This window comes from Microbulbifer maximicatervae (SeqCode) (genome assembly GCF_052467065.1).
On the sequence record NZ_CP174299.1, the window covers coordinates 3,336,196 to 3,362,892 of the forward strand.

At 52.9% G+C, this 26,697-nt stretch carries 22 protein-coding genes; 17 read left to right on the forward strand and 5 right to left on the reverse strand.

Annotated features, from left to right (window positions below; all coding sequences use genetic code 11):
* Positions 1 to 163: 163 nt before the first annotated feature.
* On the reverse strand, positions 164 to 1,099 hold the full coding sequence (locus ACJJI1_RS14725) for a TauD/TfdA family dioxygenase (protein ID WP_444898082.1): 936 nt from the start codon (positions 1,097 to 1,099) through the stop codon (positions 164 to 166).
* On the reverse strand, positions 1,092 to 1,862 hold the full coding sequence (locus ACJJI1_RS14730) for a class I SAM-dependent methyltransferase (RefSeq protein WP_444957129.1): 771 nt from the start codon (positions 1,860 to 1,862) through the stop codon (positions 1,092 to 1,094). The genes ACJJI1_RS14725 and ACJJI1_RS14730 overlap by 8 nt, the downstream gene beginning before the upstream one ends.
* A gap of 713 nt (positions 1,863 to 2,575) precedes the next feature.
* Here ACJJI1_RS14730 and ACJJI1_RS14735 point away from each other — a divergent pair.
* Together ACJJI1_RS14735 and ACJJI1_RS14740 are read left to right on the forward strand one after the other, a co-directional pair.
* Positions 2,576 to 3,868: a class-II fumarase/aspartase family protein gene (locus tag ACJJI1_RS14735; RefSeq protein ID WP_444957130.1), complete on the forward strand. Its 1,293-nt coding sequence runs from the start codon at positions 2,576 to 2,578 to the stop codon at positions 3,866 to 3,868.
* A 319-nt stretch (positions 3,869 to 4,187) separates the two neighbouring features.
* The gene (locus ACJJI1_RS14740; protein ID WP_444957131.1) at positions 4,188 to 4,928 is read left to right on the forward strand and encodes a carbon-nitrogen hydrolase family protein; all 741 of its coding nucleotides are present in this window, start codon (positions 4,188 to 4,190) and stop codon (positions 4,926 to 4,928) included.
* Positions 4,929 to 4,967: 39 nt separating this feature from the next.
* Here ACJJI1_RS14740 and ACJJI1_RS14745 read toward each other — a convergent pair whose 3' ends face one another.
* The 3 genes from ACJJI1_RS14745 to ACJJI1_RS14755 form a co-directional block, all read right to left on the reverse strand.
* Complete coding sequence (locus ACJJI1_RS14745; RefSeq protein WP_444957132.1) at positions 4,968 to 6,020, reverse strand: NAD(P)H-dependent flavin oxidoreductase; 1,053 nt, start codon at positions 6,018 to 6,020, stop codon at positions 4,968 to 4,970.
* 130 nt (positions 6,021 to 6,150) lie between these two features.
* Positions 6,151 to 6,888 (reverse strand): TIGR04219 family outer membrane beta-barrel protein, encoded by a 738-nt coding sequence (locus ACJJI1_RS14750; RefSeq protein ID WP_282931864.1) that lies wholly within the window; start codon positions 6,886 to 6,888, stop codon positions 6,151 to 6,153.
* A gap of 163 nt (positions 6,889 to 7,051) precedes the next feature.
* Positions 7,052 to 7,924 (reverse strand): LysR family transcriptional regulator, encoded by an 873-nt coding sequence (locus ACJJI1_RS14755; protein ID WP_444957133.1) that lies wholly within the window; start codon positions 7,922 to 7,924, stop codon positions 7,052 to 7,054.
* Between the two features lie 197 nt (positions 7,925 to 8,121).
* Between ACJJI1_RS14755 and leuC the strand changes: the two genes are divergently transcribed.
* From leuC to purF, 15 genes are all read left to right on the forward strand, one after another.
* Entirely contained in the window at positions 8,122 to 9,570 is a 1,449-nt protein-coding gene (gene leuC, locus ACJJI1_RS14760; protein ID WP_444916529.1) for a 3-isopropylmalate dehydratase large subunit, read from the forward strand.
* Positions 9,570 to 10,217, forward strand: a complete 648-nt coding sequence (leuD, locus tag ACJJI1_RS14765) for a 3-isopropylmalate dehydratase small subunit (protein WP_444957134.1) — start codon at positions 9,570 to 9,572, stop codon at positions 10,215 to 10,217. Before leuC ends, leuD begins: the two co-directional genes overlap by 1 nt.
* Before the next feature lie 30 nt (positions 10,218 to 10,247).
* Positions 10,248 to 11,306, forward strand: a complete 1,059-nt coding sequence (leuB, locus tag ACJJI1_RS14770) for a 3-isopropylmalate dehydrogenase (RefSeq protein WP_444959389.1) — start codon at positions 10,248 to 10,250, stop codon at positions 11,304 to 11,306.
* Between the two features lie 99 nt (positions 11,307 to 11,405).
* A complete protein-coding gene (gene asd / locus ACJJI1_RS14775) occupies positions 11,406 to 12,521 on the forward strand; it encodes an aspartate-semialdehyde dehydrogenase (protein ID WP_444957135.1) in 1,116 nt (371 codons plus the stop codon).
* A gap of 190 nt (positions 12,522 to 12,711) precedes the next feature.
* Positions 12,712 to 13,707: an Asd/ArgC dimerization domain-containing protein gene (locus ACJJI1_RS14780; protein ID WP_444927231.1), complete on the forward strand. Its 996-nt coding sequence runs from the start codon at positions 12,712 to 12,714 to the stop codon at positions 13,705 to 13,707.
* Between the two features lie 197 nt (positions 13,708 to 13,904).
* Complete coding sequence (locus ACJJI1_RS14785) at positions 13,905 to 17,288, forward strand: motility hub landmark protein FimV (protein ID WP_444957136.1); 3,384 nt, start codon at positions 13,905 to 13,907, stop codon at positions 17,286 to 17,288.
* 132 nt (positions 17,289 to 17,420) lie between these two features.
* A complete protein-coding gene (gene truA, locus ACJJI1_RS14790) occupies positions 17,421 to 18,314 on the forward strand; it encodes a tRNA pseudouridine(38-40) synthase TruA (RefSeq protein ID WP_444957137.1) in 894 nt (297 codons plus the stop codon).
* A gap of 125 nt (positions 18,315 to 18,439) precedes the next feature.
* Positions 18,440 to 19,048 (forward strand): phosphoribosylanthranilate isomerase, encoded by a 609-nt coding sequence (locus ACJJI1_RS14795; RefSeq protein ID WP_444957138.1) that lies wholly within the window; start codon positions 18,440 to 18,442, stop codon positions 19,046 to 19,048.
* 177 nt (positions 19,049 to 19,225) lie between these two features.
* Positions 19,226 to 20,449 (forward strand): tryptophan synthase subunit beta, encoded by a 1,224-nt coding sequence (trpB, locus tag ACJJI1_RS14800; RefSeq protein WP_108732438.1) that lies wholly within the window; start codon positions 19,226 to 19,228, stop codon positions 20,447 to 20,449.
* A 92-nt stretch (positions 20,450 to 20,541) separates the two neighbouring features.
* Complete coding sequence (gene trpA, locus ACJJI1_RS14805) at positions 20,542 to 21,351, forward strand: tryptophan synthase subunit alpha (RefSeq protein ID WP_413664953.1); 810 nt, start codon at positions 20,542 to 20,544, stop codon at positions 21,349 to 21,351.
* Positions 21,352 to 21,511: 160 nt separating this feature from the next.
* Positions 21,512 to 22,366: an acetyl-CoA carboxylase, carboxyltransferase subunit beta gene (gene accD / locus ACJJI1_RS14810; protein WP_282931874.1), complete on the forward strand. Its 855-nt coding sequence runs from the start codon at positions 21,512 to 21,514 to the stop codon at positions 22,364 to 22,366.
* A gap of 77 nt (positions 22,367 to 22,443) precedes the next feature.
* Positions 22,444 to 23,718: a bifunctional tetrahydrofolate synthase/dihydrofolate synthase gene (gene folC / locus ACJJI1_RS14815; RefSeq protein ID WP_444957139.1), complete on the forward strand. Its 1,275-nt coding sequence runs from the start codon at positions 22,444 to 22,446 to the stop codon at positions 23,716 to 23,718.
* A complete protein-coding gene (locus ACJJI1_RS14820) occupies positions 23,699 to 24,343 on the forward strand; it encodes an SPOR domain-containing protein (RefSeq protein ID WP_444957140.1) in 645 nt (214 codons plus the stop codon). The genes folC and ACJJI1_RS14820 overlap by 20 nt, the downstream gene beginning before the upstream one ends.
* A gap of 241 nt (positions 24,344 to 24,584) precedes the next feature.
* Entirely contained in the window at positions 24,585 to 25,079 is a 495-nt protein-coding gene (locus ACJJI1_RS14825; RefSeq protein WP_444957141.1) for a CvpA family protein, read from the forward strand.
* A gap of 45 nt (positions 25,080 to 25,124) precedes the next feature.
* The gene (gene purF / locus ACJJI1_RS14830) at positions 25,125 to 26,612 is read left to right on the forward strand and encodes an amidophosphoribosyltransferase (RefSeq protein ID WP_282931878.1); all 1,488 of its coding nucleotides are present in this window, start codon (positions 25,125 to 25,127) and stop codon (positions 26,610 to 26,612) included.
* The last annotated feature ends 85 nt before the right edge of the window (positions 26,613 to 26,697 follow it).

Genomic DNA, 26,697 nt, shown 5'->3' on the forward strand with positions numbered 1-26,697 from the left:
AAATTTTTGCGGGGAGATCTTTCACCCGTTAAAGCTGGAGAAGTGTTTAAAGTACTTCTCCAGTTTTTCTTAGGCTGCCAATCAGCATTTCGTAAATTATTAGCTCACAAAGTGATGGTGTTCTGCTAAAGAGTATATGGTTTATGGGTTGATTAGATGGAGCCTAATCAATCCATACCCTGGTATAAACCCGCTTCTGATCCGGAGTATCAATAAATCCATCCCGATCATGTAGGACTTTGGTGTTGTCAACGAAGACCATATCTCCAGAGTTCATGTAGAAGCTTAATGTATTCTCCGCACTGTTTAATTCCTTATCTAGTATATCCAGAGCCTTAAGTACTTCTTTTGATAAAGGCTGGTTCACGCGCTGATGCCCTTTCTCAATCCAGTACCGCATATAACGAATGCTGAGCTTTTCGTTTGAATATTCGAAAATAGGAAAACAGTTCTCAAGTATGCTTTTTATGTTTTTGTCACTGCCTGGAGTAACTAAATCTCTAATATAGTTGTTGTACAGGATCTCTAGTTTTTGTGGAGCAGTTTTTCGCAAGTTTTCATGAACTTGAGCCGCAGAAACGATTTTCGATTTTCCACCTTCAACTGCCGGAGTAAGGCAGCATAATCCAAGTATCTTTGGTTGTACGGTACGTTGTGAGCTATCAGTATGGACGCCAGTGGGTGCATTTGTCTGAGACACAGGAATAGCTTCGCTAGTGTAGTCTTTTCCTGTGTCGAGAATCCCATAAAGCCGGCCATAAGTATCTATAGTATTGCCCATTGCCAGGCTAAGCTTTAGAAATAGTAGGTTAAGCGTTGGCTTGCTTAATGATTCCTCGCCTTGTATCCATGCCACACCACTACCATGCTCTATTTCATTTTTTATCTGGTTGGCAAGTTGGTCGAACTCAGGTGTGGCAACTGATTCTTGGGTCAGATTTTCAATCGGGTTGTTTTGTTGTTTGGCCCAGCTCTCCAAAGCCTCGACCTCAGATTTCCAGTTTGAAGGCCACAGAAACTTCCAGTTGGAAGTTGCGGTCATATCATTAGCAGTCCAGGCTTGAGCTTGAACTACTTCACATGGGGCTAAGTTAGTCATTTACTTGCACCTTAAATAATACGTGTAGTGGATAGCCGGCTAGTGGTGAGAAAAAATCTGGATCTAGGTCGAGGTGCTCTTGAGTCACTGAGAGTTCTTGAACAGTTGGTAGGGATTTAAAACCAGCTTGTGCCAGAGCTTCAAAATAGTGTGAAAAATTTTTATGCACGCATCGCACTGAAACTGGTTTTCCATCTCTGCGCCATATTTTTCCTTCAAATGTTTGATCTATACCATCTAAATAAGTCATGTTGCCGTGTTGAAAGTAAAATGGAGGAACTTCTTCCCTCATGAACGGAAGGCAAGGGTGAGGCACTGTAAAAATAAAGGTGCTCCCTTTATTTAATAGACTCTTGACCTTACTTATGACTTTTGTCATTTCTTCTATGGTCAGATAGTTGAAAAGAAATACAGCAATAGCATGGTCAAACTTATCTCTAGGAAATTCTGTAAATGTAACGGCATTTCCAACTGCATATTCTGCTTTCGTCAAATTTCCAGCAGAAGCTGTTTCCTTTGCCTGGGAAATCATCTCTGAGGAAGAGTCAACACCAAAGATTGAACCTGCTCCCTTATCAAGTAGCATCCTGGATACATAGCCTTCACCGCAGCCCATATCCAATATGTTTTTCCCGGAGATATCTCCGATTGCTTCCAAAACTTTGGGGCGAGCGGTGAAATCACTGAGTAGGATTTTCTCAGAGCGGTTCCAGCTGTGAGCTTGTTTGTTATAGATGGTTTCAGTTGATAGTGGTAAGTTCATCCCGAACTGCTCCTTCAATTTTAGGGATAAAGTATGCTATGCAGTGGTGTGTGTATTGGTGTTTACTACATGGCTGGTGAAATTTTAGGTATTTGCGGCTTTAATTATTTAAGTTTAATTGCTGTTTTGATAAGGCTGATGTTTTAAGTATTTAAAGTTAGTCGCTACCAGGAAATTCATTTGGTAGTTTTCTTGTGTGCTGCAGCTTATTTTGGTGGGCGTGCTAGCAGTTTTTCTGCTTGGATGAGTGTGCAAAGCTAGATGAAGAGCGTCAAGATCTTTTGGTTGAAATGAAATGCTCATAATCCACATTTTATTTATATTTTTTACGTCGGCATAGGTTAGCAATACTTTTGTTTTTTAAATTGATATATATCAAATAGAGTTTGTTTTTTGGGGTTGAATTTAATGGATTAAATTCGCTTTAGGATGCTGTTTAGATAGGGGGTAATGTAATCAGGAGTATGTTTTAGCTTGTTGTATTCAATTCTCTTAGGTTGGATTAATGTGCTTGATTAGCGGCGCCTCTAGTTCCCCATATTCTTGGCGCCTCGATTCTTAGGTTAATTTTTTAGGATATCTTTTCCTTGGCTAGTCTGATGTTATTGTGCTTTTGATTTTCTGGCGTCTAGGCATCTCGTTAAGCGTGATTTGATATGAGAGCAACCGCGATTGATTCGGTCGTTTTTTGCGATATTTTTAGTACTTCAGCAATGCGGAAGATTTTCTCGGATGAACAGCGTGTTCAGCGCTATCTCGATGTTGAAGCGGCGCTGGCTAAAGTACAGGCCCGGTTAAAAATAATCCCTGCAGAGGCTGCAGAGGACATTACTCAACACTGTGACGCCAAGCAGATAGATTTTGTAAAGCTCAAGGAGCAAACGGAGCTGATTGGTTACCCGGTGCTGGGTGTTGTAGAGCAGCTAGTGTCACTGTGTAGTAGAGATTTAGGTCAGTGGTGTCATTGGGGGGCTACTACTCAAGATATTACGGATACGGCAACCGTCTTACAGATTAGGGCGGCGCTTGAAATTGTTGAGACGGAGGTCAATGGGATAGCAGATGCTTTAGCGAGCCTGGCCAAGCGTTTCAGGGATACGCCTATGGTTGGGCGTAGCAATCTTCAACAAGCGGTACCTATAACGTTCGGCTACAAGGCGGCTGTTTGGTTGGCTGGTATTCATCGCCATCAATCGCGCTTAAAAGAGATAAAGTCTCGGGCGTTTGTAGGGGAATTTGGTGGTGCGGCGGGTAATCTTTCTTCCCTGGGGCATCAGGGACTAGAAGTTCAAAGAGGAATTATGCAGGAACTCGATCTCGGAGTCCCTTGTATCGCCTGGCATACGATGAGAGATCGCGTTACCGAAGTGGCTTGTCTATTGGGGCTGATTACTGGCACCTTGGGAAAAATAGCCCTCGATATAAAACTAATGGCACAGACAGAAGTCGGGGAGGTGGCGGAGCCTCTTATATCTGGCCGGGGAGCGTCTAGTACAATGCCCCAAAAGCACAACCCTCTATCAGCAGTTCTTATCAGCGGTACTGTCCCAGTGGTTAGACAGCAGGTTGCCTCTTTGCTGGAAGCGATGGTTGAAGACCATGAGCGGGCTACGGGCCCGTGGGAGATAGAGTGGATTGTTCTGCCGGAAATATTCTGCCTTACCGCATCGATATTATCCCAGGCACGTTTTGCGCTAGAAGGACTTCAGGTATTTCCAGAAAAAATGATGCGAAACTTGGAAATGACAGGAGGTTTAGTGCTCTCTGAGGCTGTAATGATGGGACTGGGACCGAAACTGGGGCGTGAGAATGCCCACGATTTGGTTTACCAGATTTGCTGCCAGGCAATGGAGACGGGTCGTCCTTTTTCTGACTTGTTAAAGGAAGATAAACAGGTGTCGGGGGCTCTCTCTGATGCGGAGTTAGATCAACTTCTTGACCCTCATAACTATCTTGGATCATGCGGGGAGATGGTTGATGCAACGCTTGCTGGAAAAGAGCGCTGACTCAGTAACCTGCCGTTTCCCAATTGTCACTGCTAGCTGCTGTGGATTGATTCTTGTCTCCGCTGCTCTTAATGCAAACTCTCTAAGATTAGAGTCTAAATCTTTATCTTGGCTGGTTTTTATTTTTTCAGTCAACTATTTTTTTTAAATAGATACCTGAAGAAAATTTAGGTTGTTTATTTAAGGATAGGGATTCTATAGCTGGAAGAAACTTAAAAATTAACACAATCAAGAATCGATGCTTATTACTTGTGGTGTAACATATACAGTAATTTATTCGGTTCATGTTGTATTTAAGTGGTGATCTGAAGGGGGGGTGATGGGCAGGTTTAAACTGGCATTGGCACAGTTGCCGTCAGTGAAAGGAAATATAGAACGCAATATTGAGTCACATATCCATGCTGTAAAAGTCGCAGTAAGGAGAAAGGCCTCTATTGTGGTATTTCCTGAGCTTTCTTTAACTGGTTATGAGCCGGATCTGGCTGAACAATTAGCGCTTAAGATCGACGATCCACAGTTAAGCCCTCTAGCGGAGGTGGCAGCTGACAGTGGTGTTTGGCTAGTTGTGGGTGCGCCTATTCGTCAGAAGAATGGTATTGCGATCGGTTCGCTCGTATTTTCTCCTCAGGGTGAGATTTCTGTTTATTTGAAAATACATTTGCACCCTGGAGAAGAAAAGTGGTTTGTTCCCGGAGTTGAATATCTATCACTGAACATCGAAGGTGAGACCGTAGCTCTGGCTATTTGTGCAGATGTGTGTAACCCAGGTCATGTTGCCGCCTATGAAAAGCAGGGGGCTTCAGTTTATGTGGCGGGGGTATTGATTACTCCGACGGGATACCCGGAGGATAGTCAACAGTTGGCAAATTATGCTTTGGAGCACAATTTATTGGTGGCTATTGCGAACTTTAATCAGCCGACAGGTGGTTATTCCACAGCCGGCTGTAGTGCAGCTTGGGGTCCCGAAGGTGAGATTGTCAGCGCGAGTGATACAGCCAGCCAACTAGTTTGCGTTGAGCGTGACGATGAAGGGTGGTGTTCGGAGATTGTATCTCTTTAATTGTGCAGCTCTATAAATGGTAGTGGCCAATAGCTCCCTTCATTTACTCGCTTCCAGCTCTGCTACTAAAGCTGTCACCAATCCGGCTGCGGGCAGGGCTCGTGCGAGAGGGGCTCCTTGTCCGGCCCATTGAACGGCATATTCGTCATTGCCCGCTTTTGCAGCTGCTTGAGCCAGGGCTTTGCCCGCGGAGTAAGCGATCGGGTAATCCGGCAGAGGGGGAGCGCCCTTATCTAGTGCTTTATAGAATTGGTTACTGATACCGCGAGCGGGGCGCCCGGAAATATTGGCGGTGATCTCTGTGTGCTGTGCGCGCTCACTTTGCAAGGCGCTGCGGTAGCTGTCGGAGGCCGCAGATTCCGGACAGAGGACAAATGCGGTTCCCATTTGCACGGCACTAGCCCCGAGAGATAGTGCAGCGCGAATGCCAGCGCCATCCATAATGCCACCCGCAGCAACGATTGGTAGGCTGCTGTGGCAACACAGCAATCGCACCAAGGCCAGGGTTCCAATTTCCTGGTCGCCCTCTGGGTGGAAGACCCCCCTATGCCCACCAGCTTCAATACCTTGGGCAATTAAAACGTCGATACCAGCATCCTCAGCCAGTTTGGCTTCTTGAGGAGAAGTTGCCGTGGCCATCAAGATTATCCCTGCACCTTTTAGTGCGGCGACAAACTCTTCTGACGGTAGGCCAAAGTGGAAGCTGACAACCGGTGGCTTTTGCTCGAGCAAAACTTCCAGCAAGGCCTTATTGCCGATAAATGTTGAGTAGGGTTCATTGATCAGCTTGGGAACCGGTGCATCAAAGGCGGCAAAATGTGGGGCGAGATGGGAAAGCCAGGCTTGCTCCCGTTGGGGATCTTTTGTCGGGGGCTGGTGGCAAAAGAGGTTTACATTAAAGGGGTGCTCGGTCTGGTCGTGAGTACAACGAATTTCATCTACGGCTTTTTCCACTGAGCAGGCGCCGAGTCCAAGTGAGCCGAGTCCTCCTGCATTGGATACAGCGGCGGCGAGAGCGGGTGTGGATACCCCGGCCATGGGTGCTGCAAAGATGGGATGGGAAATTCCGAGTTTTTCGAGTAATGGATTCATGGCCCTGCCTGTGAGTTGCGCTCCCCTTCTGGGCCACCTTAGTGCAGATTGTGCGAGGTAGCTATACCTCGCAGGCGTTACTGCTGCAAAAGTTTTTGGGGAGCGCGAACAGCAATCCTAGGTGGATTGCTTACAGGTGCAGGTTGAAACCGATGTATGGTCCTTTGATTTCAATATCGCTCTGCAAGTCGTCGAGCTCTTCCAGGTCGAGAGTCATTACGCGGTAACCAGCTTCGATAGCAAAGTCGACAGCCGGTACAAAATCCCAGCGCACTTTAGCCGTCAGGTCGGTATGGGTATCGCCACGGTAGGCCGTTGCATTGCCTTGGGCAATTACAGACCAGCCGGTAAATGGAAGATCAAAGCGCGCCATGCCGTAGGCCATTGGCAGGTAGCCCGTGAGGTCGACAGTCTCTGCCTGGGTATCGCTCACTGCAGTAAATTCACCGTCATACATACGCGCAGTCAAACCGACATCCAGGTTTACCCAGTTGTCCAAAATTTCGTAGTAAAGGGTAGCGTCGGTATGGGTGAGGTTCAGATCTGTGCGGATTTCTGAATTGGCAGTGAAGGTTTCATCATCAAAAGTAACGGAGGTGGCCAGGGTATCGTCACCGTCGGTATCGATATTGCTGTGGGCCAGAAGCACATTGGGCACCAGGGGAATGGGGTGTTCCAGGGCAACCTGCAGGAAGGTAATGTTATCTTCCGAGAGGGACAGGTTATCCAGCTTGTATTCGTCGGTACCGATATTACCGCTGTAGCCTGGCAGCCATGCGCCGGCAGTAGCATCAAGGCCGAGGATAGTATCTGCGCTTGCGGTGCCGCAGGCGAGGAGGGTACTCAAGGCAAGTGCGGATTTCTTCATTGACTTCACTCCGTGATGAATTTGTCGCGGAGTTTACAGATAAATTTTTCCCGTGCCGTGGCTAAGTTGCACATTTTTACAAATCTTTAACGTTTTGCACTGGTAAAAATGGTGCGTTTGGGTATTGCCTGTTAGTAAATTGGTCGCTTTTTTCCTGCCTCTCTTAAATAGCTGCTTCGAACAACATCTGTTGTAGCGCGCTGGCGGGATTGCTCAGTGTTCGGCCCCGGTGACTGATCACGCCAAGGTTTCGCAGTACTTGCAGCTTTTTGACTGGCAGCACTGCCAGGCTGCTGTCCACCAATGTGTGGGGCAGAACACTCCAGCCGAGACCGACACAGGCCATCATCTTAATGGTTTCCAGATAGTTGGTTGCCAGCTTCGCGGTGAGTTTTAACCCCTGGGTGTCAAACTCTCTTTTGATCAGGCGCCCGGTATAGGTATTCATATCCGGCAGTATGGCGGGATAGTTGGCGAGGTCGGTGAGTTCCAGTTCCGGCAGCTTTGCCAGGGGGTGATCTGGGGCCGCCACCACAACACAGGGGTCGGGCCAAATCACTTCGGCATTCAGGTGCGGATACTCCTTAAGTGCCAGGGTGACCACGGCCAATTCATATTTGGCGGCCATCAGGGCTTCGTAAGCTTGTTCCGAGTCGACAAAATCGATGTCCAAGGCAACTTGTGGATAGCGAAAGCTGAACTCTTTTAGCACCGGGGGTAGATGATGTAGACCCACGTGGTGGCTGGTGGCGATACGCAAGCTGCCGCTGACCGAGTTGCTCAAAGCGCGCAATTCCCGCTCGGTGTCGCTGATTTCATTAAGTATATGGCGGGCACGGGGCAGTAGGGCGCGACCGGCATCGGTGAGCTGCAATCGCCGTCCAATACGATCGAACAGCGGGGAGCCCAGTTGCTGTTCCAGGGCAGCCAGGCGCTTACTCATGGCGGGCTGGGTCAGGTGCAGCAGCTCGGCGCCTTCAGATACCGAACCCTGTTCGGCGATTGCCAGAAATGCCCGCAGCCACTGTAGTTCCAAGCTGTTTCCCCTGAAGCGGTTTGTCGATAAAGGCTCCGGTTGAGCCCCTGTATAAATGGCAGAGACGCCAGAAGATGGATATTACCCCAGTTTGGCTTTCGAATTCCATTTAGGAATACTTTAGATAATAAATATAAATTGGTGTTATTTGGTGGGTCTGGGTAGACTCAGGTTCTTAACTACTGAGAGGAATGGCTGTGGCAGGGCAAACACTCTACGACAAACTCTGGCAGGACCACCTGATCAAGAACTGTGATGATGGCTCCTCACTTATCTATATCGACCGCCACCTGATTCACGAGGTGACCTCCCCCCAGGCGTTTGAAGGCCTGCGTCTGGCCGGTCGCAAACCTTGGCGCAAGGATTCGCTAGTCGCCACGCCCGACCACAATGTGCCTTCCGAGGCGGCCGAGCGCGCCGCTGGCGTCAGTGGTATTCGCGATGATATCTCCCGAATCCAGGTGCAGACCCTGGATGAGAACTGCCGTGACTTTGATGTAGTCCAGTTCGGCATCAATGAGCCGGGGCAGGGTATTGTGCATGTGATCGGGCCTGAGACAGGTGCGACACTGCCGGGTATGACGGTGGTTTGTGGCGACTCACATACCTCCACCCACGGGGCGCTCGGCGCCTTGGCCCACGGTATTGGCACTTCTGAGGTTGAGCATGTGATGGCTACCCAGTGCCTTACCCAGAAGAAAATGAAGAATATGCTGGTTCGCGTCGACGGCCAGCTGCGCCCAGGTGTCACGGCTAAAGATGTGGTGCTGGCGATCATTGGCAAAATTGGCACTGCTGGCGGTACCGGTTACGCGATCGAGTTTGGCGGCGAAGTGATGCGCAACATGTCCATGGAAGGCCGTATGACCGTGTGCAATATGGCCATTGAAGGCGGTGCTCGCGCGGGGATGGTGGCGGTAGACCAGATCACTCTCGATTACGTGAAAGGCAAGCCCTACGCACCGAAAGACGAAATGTGGGATCGGGCAGTTGAGGCCTGGAGCCACTTGCACTCCGATGACGATGCGGTATTCGACGAAGTCGTGGTATTGGTCGGTGAGGATATTGAGCCGCAGGTCAGCTGGGGCACTTCCCCTGAGATGGTGGCGCCGATCAGCGCCCAGGTACCTACCCCCAGTGACGAGAGCGATGCCACCAAGCGTACGGGCATGGAGCGAGCGCTGGAATATATGGGGTTGAACGCCGGGCAGAATATCAGCGATATCAAACTGGATCGCGTATTTATCGGCTCATGCACCAACTCCCGGATTGAAGATCTTCGCGCAGCAGCAGAAGTTGCCAAGGGTCGTTACAAGGCGGATAGCGTCAAGCAGGTGCTGATTGTTCCGGGCTCCCAGGCTGTAAAAGCCCAGGCTGAGCGCGAGGGGTTGCACGAGATTTTTGTTGAAGCCGGTTTTGAGTGGCGCGAACCGTCCTGTTCCATGTGTCTGGCGATGAATGCGGATAAGCTGGGGGCGGGAGAGCACTGTGCTTCCACCTCCAACCGCAACTTTGAAGGGCGCCAGGGTTACGGTGGCCGCACGCATCTGGTGAGTCCCAGTATGGCGGCAGCAGCTGCAATTGCCGGCCACTTTGTCGATGTGCGAGAGATGGCACCGGTACAGCTGGAAGAGGAGATGGTCTGATGAAAGCGTTTACCCAGCACGAAGGTCTCGTGGTACCGATGGATCGGGCCAATGTGGATACCGACCTGATCATCCCCAAGCAGTTTTTGAAATCCATTAAGCGCTCTGGCTTTGGCCCGAACCTTTTTGATGAGTTGCGCTATCTGGATGAGGGGGTTCCCGGGCAGGACTGTTCTGGCCGTCCGCTCAATCCGGACTTTCCCCTTAATTTCCCCCGCTACCAGGGTGGTTCAGTGCTGATTGCACGGGAGAATTTTGGCTGCGGTTCCAGCCGAGAGCACGCGCCCTGGGCATTGGAAGATCACGGCTTCCGCGCAATTATCGCGCCCAGCTTTGCCGATATCTTTTTCAATAACTGTTTTAAAAATGGTCTTTTGCCAATTGTCCTGGCGGAAGATGTCGTGCACCAGTTGTTTGAGGAAACACACGGGCAGGAGGGCTATGCGCTCACCATCGACCTGGAACAGCAGCATGTGCGCAAGCCCTGTGGCGAGCTGATTCCATTTGAAGTGGATGCCTTCTACAAGCACTGTTTGCTAAATGGTCTCGATCATATCGGTCTGACCCTGGAGCACGCCGAAGATATTCGCGCTTATGAGCAGGCGCGCCGAGAGAAAGCCCCCTGGCTTTTTGATGCGGTTCAGTAATTAAAGGAAATTCCTGTGACGAAAAAAGTAATGATTCTGCCCGGTGACGGCATTGGTCCGGAAATTGTTGAACAGGCCATGGCGGTGCTGGAAGTTGCATCGGGAAAATTCAATCTGGGGCTCAGTTTTGAGCAGGGGCTGATTGGTGGCTCGTCTATCGATGCCCACGGTGAGCCTCTGACTGACGAAACTCTGAAGGCGGCGGGTGACTGCGATGCGGTGCTGCTTGGTGCGGTAGGCGGCCCCCAGTGGGATACCCTGGAGCGGGAAATTCGCCCGGAAAAAGGCCTGTTAAAAATTCGCAGCGGCCTGGGCCTCTACGCGAATCTGCGCCCGGCGATTCTCTACCCACAACTGGCCGATGCCTCTTCGCTAAAGCCTGAAGTGGTTGCCGGCTTGGATATTCTGATTGTGCGCGAATTGACCGGCGGCATTTACTTTGGTGAGCCGCGCGGTATCAAGACCCTGGAAAATGGTGAGCGCCAGGGCTTTAACACCTACGTGTACAGCGAATCAGAAATTGAACGCATTGCCCGCTCTGCCTTTGAGGCGGCACAAAAGCGCAATGGCAAACTCTGTTCTGTAGACAAAGCCAATGTACTGGAAGTGACAGTGCTCTGGCGCGAGGTGTTGGATCGTCTGGCTCCGGAATACCCTGATGTAGAGCTGTCCCATATGTACGTGGACAACGCGGCGATGCAATTGGTGCGGGCGCCCAAGCAGTTTGATGTGATGGTAACCGGTAATATGTTCGGCGATATCCTTTCCGATGCTGCCGCCATGCTTACCGGTTCCATTGGTATGTTGCCCTCCGCCTCCTTGAACGAAAGCGGTTTTGGTCTTTACGAGCCGTGCCATGGCTCCGCTCCGGATATTGCTGGCCAGGGTATCGCCAACCCGCTGGCGACTATTTTGTCTGCTGCCATGATGTTGCGCTATTCCCTCGATATGAATGAGGCCGCAGATGCGATTGAAGCAGCAGTGAGCAAGGTGTTGGAGCAGGGTTTGCGCACTGCCGATATTTATACCGACGGCTGCCAGAAAGTCTCTACCGCAGAGATGGGCGCTGCCGTTGTAGCCGTACTTTAAGTTTCGATTCTACAAGTTTCGAAACCGCAATTTTCGATTCCACTATCGCGCCGCTTTCCCGGCGGCGCACTTTGACCACCTCACATACAGGACACCGCAATGCAAAAAATAGGTTTTATCGGCTGGCGCGGCATGGTCGGCTCGGTATTACTGGAGCGCATGCGAGCAGAGGACGACTTTGCCCATATCGCCGAACCGGTTTTTTTCTCAACTTCCAACGCCGGAGGCACGGCGCCGGATATCGGCAGGCCCCTGCCGCCACTGGGCGATGCTTACGATATTGATGCACTGATCCAGCTGGATGCGATTGTCAGTTGTCAGGGTGGCGATTACACCAAGGAAGTTTTTACCCGCTTGCGCGAGGCCGGTTGGCAGGGTTACTGGATTGATGCGGCTTCCAGCCTGCGAATGCAGGACGATGCTGTGATCGTGCTGGACCCGGTTAATCGCGATGTGATTGATCGCGCAATTGATGCCGGACAGAAAAACTTTATCGGTGGCAACTGCACAGTGAGCCTGATGTTGATGGCTCTGGGTGGACTGTTTAAGGCGGGTATGGTCGAGTGGGTTACCGCCATGACTTACCAGGCGGCCAGTGGTGCCGGTGCGCGCAATATGCGCGAGTTGATTGCGCAGATGGGTGCGCTGCGCGATGGTGTGGCAACAGAGCTGGCCGACCCCGCCAGCGCCATTCTGGAGATTGATCGCAAAGTAGCAGCAGATATGCGCTCAGCAGAATTCCCCACGGCAGAATTTGGCGCGCCACTGGCAGGCAGTTTGTTGCCCTGGATCGATACCCAGTTGGAGAATGGCCAGAGCCGCGAAGAGTGGAAGGCGCAAGTTGAAGCAAACAAGATTTTACAGACCGAAAACCCGATTCCTGTGGACGGCACTTGTGTACGTATCGGTGCCATGCGCTGTCACAGCCAGGCTTTCACCATAAAACTGAAAAAAGATTTGCCACTTGCCGACATTGAACAATTGTTAAATGGTGCCAACGACTGGGTAAATGTAGTGCCCAATGAGCGTGAGGCTACGGTGCAGAACCTGACGCCAACAGCAGTTACCGGAAAGTTGGATATTCCTGTTGGTCGACTGCGTAAATTGAGTGTTGGTCCAGAGTACTTAAACGCCTTTACTGTAGGGGATCAGCTGCTTTGGGGCGCCGCAGAACCCCTGCGCAGAATCCTGCTGATTTTACTCGGTAAACTGTAACTGGTACGAACCTGAGTAAGTCCTCTACTAAGAGTGGAAATAGGCCACTTTAGTGGAGGACTTTTTGCCAAGCTGTGAACTTCTTCGCGTAAAAAACGGCTACTGTTTGTCATAGCGCCTTTTTCGAATTTTCCCCACGGGTATAATCGCCCCTCATTTTTCCCTTTCCAATTCAATGAAGTGATTTGCCATGTCCGAAGCCACCCGCGAACTGGTCATTGTCGGTGTTGATAACGCCGCCTTTGGCCCCCTGCTGGAAGTACTCGAAGAGCGTGAAGTAATTTCCGCCGAGCAGCTGAGTTTGCTGGAGACTGACGAACGGGAAGTAGACCCCCAGGTATTTGCCAATCGCAATATTCCGGTGGAGTCCCTGGAGAAATTTACATTTAACGATAAGCAGGTCGTGATTCTGCTGAGCGCCGGCGATGCCGTTGAAGCTGCTATGGCTGCCGCAGAACAAAATGGCGCCTGGATTGTAGACGTGGCCAACAACACCCGTGGCGATGAAAGTGTTGCCCTAGTACACCCAATGTTTAACAGCGGTGAACTCGCTTCTGCCGAGCGCCGCGTTGTTGCCCTGCCAAGTGCCGGCGCCTCCATGGTGGCGGAAGCCCTGGCGCCCCTGAAAGATAAACTGCAAGCGGTAGAGGTACAGCTCAATCAGCCGGTGTCTGCTCTGGGCAAGGCCGCAATTGATGCTATGGCGGCACAAACCGCGCGGATGTTTAGTGGTCAGGATGCGGAAATTGATCCTGAGATTGGCCACCGATTGGCGTTTAACCAGCTCAGTGCCTGCGAGGCTCTGCTCGCCAGTGGCCACACCCTCAGTGAGCTGACTTTGGTTCACGACCTGCGCCGCTTATTTGGAGACGCGGTAGCAGTCGATGCCAGCATCAATACGGTCTCTGTTTTCCACGGTCAGCTAGCTAATTTGGGCGTCGCTTTAACTGAAGATGTCGATCTGGAAAAAGTGCGTGCGCTGCTGGCAAATGGCGCTGGCCTCAAAATGGCGGAGCAGCCCTCGGCAGAAAGTGCGGTGGGCAGTGACGTGACAATCATCGGCCGCTTGCGCCAAAGTCTACTCAACAAGCGACAGTTAAATCTTTGTGCGGTGTCTGACAACCTGCGTAAAGATGTAGCAATAAACTGTGCACAAATTGCCCACTTGTTGCTAAAAAACTACTGATATTTAATACTTAGCGGCCATAGTGAAGGTGTAATCTTAACTTTGGCCTGGCTGAGACTGGCGAAAAATTCGCCATAGTTGGCGGCTGCCTAAACGGCGGCTAATTAGTTGAACGATTACCGTTCAGTAATGGGGATATTCTGAAGGCGCGCTTTTCGGAAACCCTGGGAAGGTTCTAACAATAAAGGGAATCGGATATGCGTGTGCGTAAGTTGGCACTTGCAGTTGGTCTAGTCGGTGCACTGGGAAGCAACGCGGCTCTGGCGCTTGGACTAGGTGAGATCAAGCTCAACTCGACCCTTAACCAGCCTCTCGATGCGGAAATCGGACTGCTGCAGACTCGCGGTTTGGAAGATACCGAAATTAGGGTTCGCCTCGCAGGTCCTGAAGAATTCGAACGCGCTGGTGTCGAGCGCTCTTACCTCCTTACTTCTTTAAGTTTTGAAGTGGACTACTCCGGTGGCAAGCCGGTTATCCGCATTTCCAGTCGCGACGCCATTCGCGAACCTTTTTTGAATTTCCTGGTTGAGACTCGCTGGCCCAGTGGCCGTCTACTGCGCGAATATACGCTGCTAATGGACCTGCCGGCGTTTTCCCCAACGGCTGCGCAGCAACCCGTGCGCGCAGCTGAGCGCGAGCGGCAGCAAGTGCGTCGCACAGCCCCAGTTCAGCAGCCCCAGCCTCGCACAACACCGGCCCCGGCTGCTCGCCAGGCACCGGCCGAACCAGCCCCAACTGAAAGGACTGCCCCAGAAACTCGCGAGCCCGCTCGTCCGCAGCCACGCTATACGACTACAGACACCAGTGAGAGCAACAGCCAGGTATATGGCCCGGTAAGTTCCTCCGATACGTTGTGGGAAATCGCGCTGCAAAATCGCGCCAGTCGCGAGTTCTCTGTTCAGCAGACCATGCTGGCGATTCAAAGGCTGAACCCAGAAGCCTTTATTAATGACAATATCAACCTGTTGAAGAAAGGTGCCGTACTGCGCCTGCCCAACAGCGAGGATTTGCGCACCCTGACTATGACGGAGGCGATTTCTGAGGTGGCTCAACAGAATGACTCCTGGCGCCAGCGCTCCGAAGTGGAAGTGGCTACCGGCGCACCGCTGGATGCCCGTGCGGTTGAGGAGGAGTCCTATGTCAGCGAAACGGTTGAAGGGCGCGTTAGCCTGGCTGCACCGGGGGACAATGAGTCCGTTACCTCCGGTTCTGGAGTCGGCACTGATGACAGTGAGGCGCTGGAAGGCGATCTCACAGTAGCTGAGGAAGAGCTGGATAAGTCCAAGCTCGAAAACACGGAATTGCGTGAACGTATCGCCGAGCTCGACGAGCAGATCGATACCATGGATACGCTGATTGATGTTTCCAATGAGGAACTGGCTGCGGTGCAGGCCGCTGCGGAGCAGTCAGACGTGTTGCTCGACCCCACTGAGGCGGATGACGTTGAAGTAGAGTCTTTAGATGACAGCCTGACTGTTGAAGACAGCGAAGAGTTTGATGTTGCTGCTGATACGGAAGGAGAAACTGTTGAAGCCGAACCGGCTCCAGCAGAGACGCGTAACCGTGTAGTTGAAGTTCAAACCAAGCCCAAGCCAACCTTTATGGAGCAGCTGGCCGATAACGGAATGCTGATTGGCTTGGGTGGTGCGGGTCTGCTGGCCGCTATATTTGGCCTGTTCACCTGGCGTCGCCGCAAGGCTGAACAAGAGGCGCAGCAGGAACTTGAACAGCAGATGGCTATGGAACAAGAGCCGCTGGATATTCCTGAGGATATTGCCGAACCCGATGAAACTCTCGCTGCAGTTGAGAGCATGGAGGCAGACGATACCTTCGATCTGGGCGATCTCGGCGATGTAGGCACTGATGACCCAATTTCTGAAGCGGAGATTCACCTGTCCCTGGGGCAGTATGAGGAAGCGGAAAGCAAGCTGCTGCTGGGCCTGGAAAAGGACCCGCAGGTAGTCGATGCGCGTCTGATGTTGATGGAGGTTTACGCCCACAACCAGGACGTTGAAAAGTTTGACGATCACTACCGCCAGCTGCTTAGTATCAGCGACGGTCCTGCTGCCGATCGCGCCGCCCGCCTGCGTGAATCCATTGCTGGTGCGCCGGATTTTGAAGCTCCAGCTATGGGTCTTTCCAATGAGTCCTTCGAAGCGGCGCAGCTCGACGATATCGGCGCGGCCCTGGACGATGACTTCACCAGCGCCGAGCCGGGACTGGTTGGTAGCGGTGACGCGCTGGAGCCCGATACCTCTCTCCTCGATGACCTGACTATGGATCTGTCATTGGATCAGGAAAGCTCTGATTCTGAGCAAGAGCTGTCCCTGGACCTGGAGTTGGATAGCAGCTTTGAAGAGCCGTTGCAGGCGAGCGCAGATCAAAGCGAGTCGCTGGATACCGAGTTCAATCTGGATGATTTGGACCTGGACAGTGCTCTCGACGGAGACAGCCAGGAAGTTACTGCTGAGGTATCGGAACCAGAAGTTGAAAACGACTTAAATCTTGATGAACTTGATTTGGGTGAGTTGGACCTGGGTGATCTGGGCTCCAGTAATCAAGAGCCCGCTTTGATTGAAGACGATTTGGGGCTTGAGCTTTCTGATAACACAGAAGAGAGTGTCGATGCTCCAATAGAATTCGATACCTCTGAGTTGGATCTGGATTCCCTCGACCTGGAGCCGGCGGCAGAAGAAAACTCTGAGGCCTTAGTTGAGGCCCAGCTGGAAGAAAAGGCAACTACCAGCGGTGGTTCCGTTCCGGGTTTGGATTTTGAGCTGGATCTTTCCATGATGGAGGAAGAGATTCAGCCGCAGAAAGAAGAAGAGATTTCGGTTGAGCTGGATACGGCCTTTGAATTGGATGATGCTCTGGAACTGGATTCCGTTGACAGCGGTTTGAGCGAGGAGATCTCCCTGGCAGAAGGAGTCTCCTCTGCCCAGGAGCCTGCAGAAGAGTTATCTATGGATGACTTCTCTGATGGCGATCTGGAGATGATCGGCGGCGACTTGGATTCCGACCTGGATCTCGACGGTATCGACCTGGATGATATTGCTGCGGATCTCAACGCAACTGAGCAGTCCTCGGCAGAGGTAGCCGCGGCCAGCAGTGAGCCGGCAGCAGATTTATCACTCGATGCTGACCTGGATACTCTCGATGCGGCAGGTATGGAGCTGGCCGGGGCTAGCGATTTGGACTTCAATGCGGATGCAATCGAAGAGGAGTTCTCCCTGGAGGATGAGCTGGCTCTCATCGATGAATCCACTGAGGGTGATTTGACTCTTGAGCCAGAACCCCTGGTTGAAGCTAAGCCTGAAGCGACAGAGCAGGTTGAGGCGATTGTCGAGAAGCCGTCAGATTCTGACTTTGGTGACCTCGACTTCAACCTGGAAAGCGACCTCAATTCAGAGTTGAGTTTGCTGGAAGGCGGCGATGAGATGGCGACCAAGTTGGAGCTGGCTCAAGCTTATATGGATATGGGTGACGAAGAGGGTGCCAAGGATATCCTCAAAGAGGTCGCCCAGGATGGTGGCGGTGAACACAAAGACCGCGCCGAGGAAATGCTGGAGCGGATGGTGTAAGCTAGCAGCATATTCCGTTTTTGAAAAAAACCTCGCACTGGTTGCGAGGTTTTTTTATTTTTACCGGGAAGTTCCCGGCAGTGATTTTTACCCGGCGCAGTCGCAGCGGGGAGAGCAAGTGGTTTTGGTGATATGAGTCAGGTGACGCAGAGGGAATATATTTACAAGCCAAATGGGGAGGTCCCTGAAGGTGAGGGGCTGCCTGAAGGGCTGCGCCGTATAGCCCTGGGCGTTGAATACTGCGGAGCCAAACTGCACGGTTTCCAGAAGCAGAAGTCTGCATCGGAGACTGTCCAGGCTCATCTGGAGCGGGCTTTATCCACTATTGCAGCGGAGGATGTGACCCTGGTTTGTGCCGGGCGTACCGATGCGGGCGTTCATGCTACCAATCAGGTCATTCACTTTGATACCCGAGCGCAGCGCCCGGACCGCGCCTGGGTGCAGGGAGTTAATACCAAGTTGCCGGATTCAGTGCGGGTGCGCTGGGCTCGGGAAATGCCGGCGCAGTTCCATGCACGTTTTTCCGCTCACGCACGCAGTTATCGCTACCTGATCCACAGCGCATCGACCCGCTCGGCCCACAGCGCCGCTGAGGTAACCTGGACCCAGCACTCACTGGACTTGGAGGCGATGCGTGAGGGAGCCAGCTACTTGATCGGCCGCCACGACTTCACTAGCTACCGCGCCTCTCAGTGCCAGGCCAAGAGCCCGGTGCGCGAAATTACCCGCCTGGATATTGCCCCAGTGGGTCAGCTGATTGCCTTGGAGATTAGTGCTAACGCATTCCTTCACCATATGGTGCGCAATATCACCGGGGTTTTGATGGCTGTGGGGCGAGGGGAGCGTCCATCAGTTTGGGTAAAAGAGGTGCTGGATCAGCGGGACCGCTCCGCCGGCGGCGTTACTGCGCCGCCGTTTGGCCTGTATCTCGTTGATGTGCGCTACCCTGATCATTTCCAGCTTCCCCAATGTGAGCCTGGGCCACTGCTGGTGCCACAGCCTTTGGGTGCTTTGCTATCCAGTTAAAGTGCTGAATTTTTCGAGGCTAAAGCAAATCTGGGAGAGGGCGTGCATTTCGCGCCTTCTGACTATCTGCTAGTATCCGTCGTTCCCTCTTTTGATCGGCCAGCCGGCTGAGTCCAGGTTACACGATGCAAGTAAAAATATGCGGCATCACTTGTATAGAAGATGCCCTGATGGCTGTAGATGCAGGTGCCGATGCGTTGGGCCTGGTATTTTATAAGCCGAGCCCGCGCTATATCGATCTCGATATGGCAGCTAAAGTTGCAGCGGCAGTTCCCCCATTTGTCACCCTGACGGGGTTATTTGTCGATGCGGCACAGAGTGAGGTGGACGCTGTACTGGAATCGGTGCCGCTTAACCTGTTGCAATTCCACGGCGATGAAAGTGCCCGTTTCTGCGAACAATTCCGGCGCCCCTATATCAAAGCGTTGCGGATGAAAGATGACCTCGATGTCAAAGCCGCAATGACTAAGCACCCCAAAGCCCGGGGGTTTCTATTGGATGCCTACAGGCCTGGTGTCCCCGGTGGTACCGGAGAGACCTTTGATTGGGACAGGGTTCCCCAAGATAGCAGTCGCCCGATCGTTCTTGCCGGTGGCTTGAATCCCGCGAATGTAACTGCAGCAGTAGAAGCTGCGCGCCCACAGGGGGTGGATGTGAGTGGAGGTGTAGAGCGTCAGCCGGGACGCAAGAATCGAGAAAAAGTTTTTGCGTTTGTCAGCGCGGCGAAGAGATAGATTTAGAGGCGGTACCGGAAGTGCCGCCCGCCGGCTTGGCCGGCGCGAGCCAGCAAATTCCAGCAGATCGACGCATCTGCGCCAGTATTTTCTGGCGACGTTTGAATAGTTCAGGAAGAACTATTCAAACAGTAGGTAAACAGAAAGAAAGTTTTAACCCCACGTGACCCACGGAGTATGAGTGTGAGTAAGCCAGGTGCTATCGATTTTTCCACCTTCCCGGATGCGAGCGGACATTTTGGTCCCTACGGCGGTCGCTTTGTATCGGAGACGCTGATCAGCGCATTGGATGAGCTTCAGGCAATGTACAGCCGCCTGAAAGATGATCCGGATTTTGTCGCTGCCTTTGATCACGATCTGGCGCACTACGTAGGCCGGCCATCGCCGCTGTATCTTGCTGAGCGACTGACTGAGCAGGCGGGCGGTGCGCGGATCTGGCTTAAGAGGGAAGACCTGAACCATACCGGTGCGCACAAGGTAAATAACACGGTGGGCCAGGCACTGCTGGCCAAACACAGCGGTAAGACCCGTGTTATTGCCGAAACCGGCGCTGGTCAACACGGTGTGGCTACGGCAACCGTGGCGGCGCGTCTCGGTTTGCAGTGTACGGTTTATATGGGTGCGGAAGACGTTAAGCGCCAGTCCCCCAACGTATACCGTATGAAGCTGCTGGGGGCAGAAGTGGTGCCGGTGGAATCCGGTTCCAAGACCCTAAAGGACGCCATGAATGAAGCCATGCGCGATTGGGTAACCAATGTCGATAATACTTTCTACATTATCGGCACTGTGGCTGGTCCCCACCCTTATCCGCAATTGGTGCGCGACTTCAACTCTATTATCGGCCGTGAAGCCCGTCGCCAGAGTTTGGAGCGATTTGGCCAGTTGCCCGATGCGCTGGTGGCCTGCGTCGGTGGTGGTTCCAATGCGATCGGCCTGTTCCACCCGTTCCTGAATGACGCTGAAGTGAAAATGTTTGGTGTCGAAGCCGGCGGTGAAGGTCTGGCTTCCGGTAAGCATGCTGCACCACTGAATGATGGTATTCCCGGTGTTCTGCACGGTAACCGCACCTACCTGATGGAGGATGATGACGGCCAGATTATCGAGACTCACTCGGTTTCTGCGGGGCTCGACTACCCGGGTGTTGGCCCTGAGCACTCTTGGCTGAAAGATATCGGCCGGGTGGAATATGTCACGGCCGATGATGATGAAGCCCTGGATGCCTTCCGTCGACTCACTCGCACTGAGGGCATTTTGCCGGCATTGGAATCCAGCCATGCAGTGGCGTACGCGCTCAAGTTGGCGGCTTCCATGAGCCCGGAGCAGAATGTCCTGGTAAATCTCTCCGGCCGAGGCGATAAGGATATTTTCACCGTTGCCGCAATCGACGGTATCGAGGTGTAGCAATATCACCGCCCACCTCTCAGGCGGGCAAAATGGGTGAAGATTAAATAATTGAGCTGGCTTTCTGCCAGGAGTAGCTCAGGGAATAAACTGTGACAGAACAAAATAGAATTGATCGCCGCTTTGCCAAGTTGCGCGATGAGGGCCGCAAGGCACTGGTAACTTATATTGTCGCTGGCGATGGCGGCTTGGAAAATACTGTGCCGCTGATGCATCAGTTGGTGGCCAGCGGGGCCGATGTTATTGAACTGGGGGTGCCATTTTCCGACCCCATGGCAGAGGGCCCGGTAATTCAGAAAGGGCATGAGCGAGCACTGGCCAATGGGGCTTCGCTGCGCAAATGTTTGGCATTGGTGAAAGAATTTCGTCAGTCGGATAGTGACACCCCGGTAATCCTGATGGGCTATGCCAATCCGATTCAGCGTATGGGTGAACTGGAGTTTGCTGAAGCGGCGTCCACTGCGGGTGTCGATGGTGCCCTGACCGTAGATCTGCCGGCTGAAGAGTCCGGTTCCCTGAATGCCTTTTTGGCGGAGCGCAACCTGCGCAATATCTTCCTGTTGACGCCTACCACCACTGAAGAGCGAATTCGTGAAATTACCGATGTTGCCAGTGGCTTTGTTTACTATGTATCCCTGAAAGGGGTTACCGGAGCAGGCCACCTGGATTTGGATTCAGTGCGTGACAATCTGGACCATATTCGCCAGTTTACCGATCTGCCCCTGTGTGTTGGCTTCGGTATCAAAGATGGTACCTCGGCGCGCCAGGTCAGTGCTCATGGTGACGGCGCTGTAGTCGGTAGTGTGCTGGTGTCGGCGGTAGATGCGGCGGCAGACCTGGAAGCCGCTAAAACTGCGGTTGGCGCTATTGTCAGCGAGATGCGCGAAGCCCTGGATCGCTAAAAGCAGCTATAGGTCTAAGCACAAAGCTGGCCAGAAAGCCAAAAATAGCGGCTGATCTGGCCGGGTTTGTTGTTCAGCTTAGTGTTTTAATTCCTAGCCTGAAACCCACTGGTCGGTAAAATGTGCCGGCCCAAAGAAAGCCTCCGGATTTGGAAACGAGATGAGCTGGTTAGAAAAAATTGTCCCTGCGGTAATTCGCACAGAGCGTCGCACCGGCAGCAGCAAGGTCCCCGAGGGGGTTTGGAAGAAGTGCGTCAAATGCGATGCGATGCTTTATCGCCCGGAGCTGGAACGCAATCTGGATGTGTGCCCCAAGTGCGATCATCACTTTAGAATCGGCGCCCGTCGCCGCCTGGATATCTTCCTCGACGAGGAAGGTCGTGAAGAGCTGGCCACCGATGTGCAGCCGGTTGATCGCCTGAAGTTTAAAGACGTCAAAAAATATAAAGACCGCTTGGTACAGGCACAAAAGTCCACTGGTGAGAAGGATGCCCTGATCGCCATGCAGGGCAGCCTGAATGGTGCCCCTCTGGTAGCGGTAGCATTTGAGTTTGCTTTCCACGGTGGCTCCATGGGCTATGTGGTCGGTGAGCGCTTTACCCGTGCCGCTCAGCGTGCCTTGGAGCAGCGTATCCCGCTAGTTTGTTTCTCTGCTACTGGTGGTGCCCGGATGCAGGAGGCCCTGATCTCCCTGATGCAGATGGCCAAAACCTCGGCGGTGCTGGAAAAAATGAAGATGGCCGGTGTGCCTTATATCTCCATTATGACCGATCCGGTTTACGGTGGTGTTTCCGCATCCCTGGCCCTGCTGGGTGATATCAATGCAGCGGAGCCCGGAGCGCGCGCTGGTTTTGCCGGCCCGAATATTATCGAGCAGACCATTCGCCAGAAATTGCCGAAAGGTTTCCAGCGCAGTGAGTTCCTGCTGGAGCACGGCGCAATTGATATGATTATTCCTCGCAAGGAAATGCGCTCTACAGTGTCCCGCATATTGGGTAAACTGACCGGCAACTGATTTCCATTCCCTTGGGGTAATGCTGTGATCAGCTTAATTTCCGCTGATTGCAGCCCCCATCATCGATGTTTTCAATTATGCCTTCACTGCAAGATTGGCTCTCCCGTCTGGAGCAGCTGCACCCTTCCGAAATTGAATTAGGCCTTGAGCGCGTCGCATCTGTGGCCGATGCACTGGGTATCCAGAAACCGGCACCGACAGTGATTACTGTGGCGGGCACCAATGGTAAGGGTTCCTGCGTGGCCACTATGGAGGCGCTGCTGTGTAAGGGAGGGCGCTCCGTAGGCGCTTACAGTTCCCCACACCTTCTGCGCTTTAACGAGAGGGTGCGTATCGGGGGTGAAGAGGTTGCCGATAAAGATCTCGTGCTGGCGTTTGAGGCTATCGAGGTTGCTCGCGGTGAGACCAGCCTGACCTATTTTGAATACACCACCCTGGCGGCGCTCTGGTTATTTCAAAGGGCAGGCGTCGAGTTTGCACTTCTGGAAGTTGGCCTGGGTGGGCGCCTGGATGCAGTCAACCTGGTGGATGCGGATCTCGCTATTATCACCAGTGTTGCCATTGATCACGAGGACTGGCTTGGCAGTGACCGGGAAATAATCGGCCGTGAAAAAGCTGGTATCCTGCGTGCTGGGGCGCCTTTTGTCTGTGCTGATAGCAATCCCACCCAATCTGTGCTGTCTGCGGCAGAAAAATTGTCCAGTTCCAGTTACTTTATAGGTCAGGATTTCTCTCTCAATTTGGGAGAGGGTAAAAAAGAACTTTACCGTTTTGGTGAGTTGGAACTTGCGATCCCCCCGATCAGCTTGCCGCGCCCAAGTATCGCTGCTGGGATTACCGCGCTGGCTCTGCTCAATGTATTGCCCCAGAGTGGGATCGAATCTGCACTGGCTGAAATTGCCCTGCCCGGGCGCTGTCAGCAGGTTCAATGGCAGGGGCGCAACTTGCTGTTGGATGTGGGGCACAATCCAGCAGCGGCCGAACACTTGGCTAAATGGCTTGCAGATCACCCTGTAGATGGTGAGACCCATGCGCTAGTAGCGGCTATGGCCGATAAGGATTTGGTGGGGCTCTTCGCGCCTTTGCGGGGTGTGGTGGATGCCTGGCACCCCGCAGAGTTACCGGGCAATAGCCGCGCTGCGAGCGGAGAGACTTTGCGGGAAGGTCTGGCCGCAGCAGGTGTTGAGGCAACGAACGCCAATAGTCGCTGTCCAAACGTCGCCGATGGTTTACAACAGCTGCTGCCGACCATTGGTCCACAAGACAGGTTGCTTGTATTTGGTTCCTTCTTTACTGTGGCTGAGGTTCTGCAGCAGATGCGAGACGAAGGTAATGGAGAATTGCGAGGGTAAACCCTCCCGCCGAGGGCGATTGAACGACGGATTTAAGCAGCGCATTGTCGGTGCGCTGGTTTTGGCTGCGCTTGCCGTTATTTTCTTGCCCAGCCTGTTGGACCGGGAGGCCGCAGGCAATATCAGTGAAACCAGCCAGATTCCGGCGGAGCCGGATATACGCCCTATTGAAATTGCCGAGCCGCAACCGGTAGCGGATGCTATGCCTGCACCGGCGCCGGGTGAGGCTTTCCAGCCGGACCTGCCAGAGAACTTCTCCAACCCGAAGGCTCCAGTAGCTGATGAGGGGGAGGGGCGGTCAGAGATCGCCAAGAGTGATGAGCCGGAGGAAAAACTGGCCGCGCCGAAGAAGGGAGCCTCGCCCCTTGTGGATGCCTATGGCCTGCCTGTGGCCTGGGTGGTTCAAGTGGCTTCCTACCGGGATGAGTCTAATGCGGACAAGCTGCGTTTGCGCCTGATGAACGAGGGCTACAGTGCCTATACTCGGGCAGTGGATACAGACAAGGGTCGCCTGGTGAGGGTCTTTGTTGGGCCAAAGGTCAACAAGGCCGATGCCCATCAGCTGAAAAAAGAACTGGATACCCTTCTGAAAGCCCAGACCCTCGTGCTTCAGTTCAAGGCCTGATCTGGCCTTTGACTTCAGGTTGCCACCATTTCAGCCCGAGGCGGATGGTGGCAACTCGCTGGCAGACTTCCACTTTGCACTTTTATTCGCAATTAACCGATTGCCACTGCGCCAAACGTCCAGGGAAAGCGGTACTACAAGTAATAAATTCCAATCGGTTGGCCTACGGCTTCACGCGCTTAGTCCCTTCAGTTAGAATGCGCGCTCTTCGCGGCAGCAGCCGCCACGCAGGTAGGATTGAATGAATTGGGCTGACTGGATCATTCTGGCTATTGTGGGTATCTCCACGCTTATCGGCCTTAGTCGAGGTTTCATCAAGGAAACCTTGTCTCTGCTTACCTGGATTGCCGCCTTTATCGTCGCCATGATGTTTCGCGACCAGCTGGCGCCAATGCTATCCAACCTCGTCGACACCCCCTCTCTCCAAATGATTGCAGCTTTTGGCATCCTGTTTATCGGCACCTTACTCGCTGGCGCCGGTCTCAACATGGTGCTTTCTGCCTTTGTTGAGGCAACTGGGCTATCCGGTACAGATAGAGTGCTGGGAATGGCGTTTGGCTTGTTGCGGGGAGCCATTGTCGTGATGGCGCTGTTGATCCTGGCTCCGGCATTGGTGCCGGTGGAGCAGGACAGCTGGTGGAGTCAGTCTGTTCTGATTCCCCATTTCCTCGAATTTGAGGATAGTGCGCGGGAGTTGGCGGGCTCCGTTAAGGAATTCTTCGTAAAGTTGTTTTAAATAGAGTGCCAAAAGCGCTCTTCTCGAGTCAATAGGGTCAAATATATGTGTGGTATCGTCGGTATCGTCGGTAAGAGTGACGTCAATCTGCAGCTCTATGATGGGCTCACTCTGCTACAGCACAGGGGACAGGATGCCGCCGGTATCGTTACCTGTGACGATGATCGCCTGAACCAGCAGAAAGCCAATGGTCTGGTTCGCGACGTATTCCGCGCGCGCCACATGGAGCGTCTGAAAGGCAATTTTGGTATTGGTCACGTCCGCTACCCCACTGCCGGCAGCTCCGGCCCGGCGCTGGCTCAGCCGTTCTACGTGAACTCTCCCTACGGCATCGCCATGGCTCACAACGGCAACCTCACCAATGTGCACGAGGTGGTCGATGAGATCTTCCAGCAGGATCTGCGCCATATCAATACAGATTCTGACTCGGAAGTGTTGCTAAATGTGTTCGCTCACGAGCTGCACAAGTTGCACAAGCTGCAGCCGAAAGCCGAAGATATCTTCAGTGCGATGCGCTCTGTACACAAGCGCGTGCGCGGCGCCTACGCTTGCGTTGCCCTGATTGTCGGTTACGGTATTGTTGCTTTCCGCGATCCCAACGGAATTCGCCCACTGGTTTACGGCAAGCGTGAAACCGAGAAGGGCACCGAATATATGGTGGCTTCCGAGTCCGTGGCTCTGGACGTACTGGGTTACACCCTGGTGCGCGATGTCGCTCCTGGCGAAGCGCTCTATATCGAGCTGGATGGCACTGTGCACTCCGAGCAGTGTTCAGATAACCCGTCTTTGACTCCCTGTATTTTTGAGCATGTGTACTTTGCCCGTCCTGACTCCATTATGGATGGCGTATCGGTACACAAGGCGCGTTTGCGTCAGGGGGAGCATCTGGCGGACAAAATTCTCAGCATGCGCCCGGATCACGATATCGACGTGGTTATCCCGATCCCGGATTCTGCCCGCACGGCAGGTCAGACGGTAGCCCACCGCTTGGGGGTGAAATTCCGTGAAGGTATGGTGAAGAACCGCTATATCGGCCGGACCTTCATCATGCCCGGTCAAAAGCAGCGCAAGAAGTCGGTTCGCCAGAAGCTCAATGCCATCGAGCTGGAATTCCGTGGCAAAAATGTGTTGCTGGTAGATGACTCCATTGTGCGCGGTACTACCTGTAAGCAGATTATCCAGATGGCCCGCGATGCCGGTGCTGCCAAAGTGTACTTCGCCAGTGCTGCCCCTGCGGTAAAATACCCGAATGTCTACGGTATCGATATGCCCTCCGCCACTGAGCTTGTGGCTCACGGTCGCACCACCGAGGAAATCTGTGAGGAGATTGGCGCAGACTGGTTGATCTACCAAGAGTTGGAAGATCTGGTAGTTAGCTCCAGCGGCGGCAAGCAAAAAATTGATCGATTTGATTGCTCTGTATTCGACGGCAATTACATCACCGGTGATGTGGACGAGGAATACCTGAACGACCTGCACGCTCAGCGCAATGATACGGCCAAGCGTAAAAAGGCCGACGCCAACGCTTTGTAATTCGCCCTTTGGGGGAATATCTAAATATCCCTCTCTTGATTGGCGGGCGGCAAAAGAACCGTTTTTGTAGCCTGCCAATAGTAAA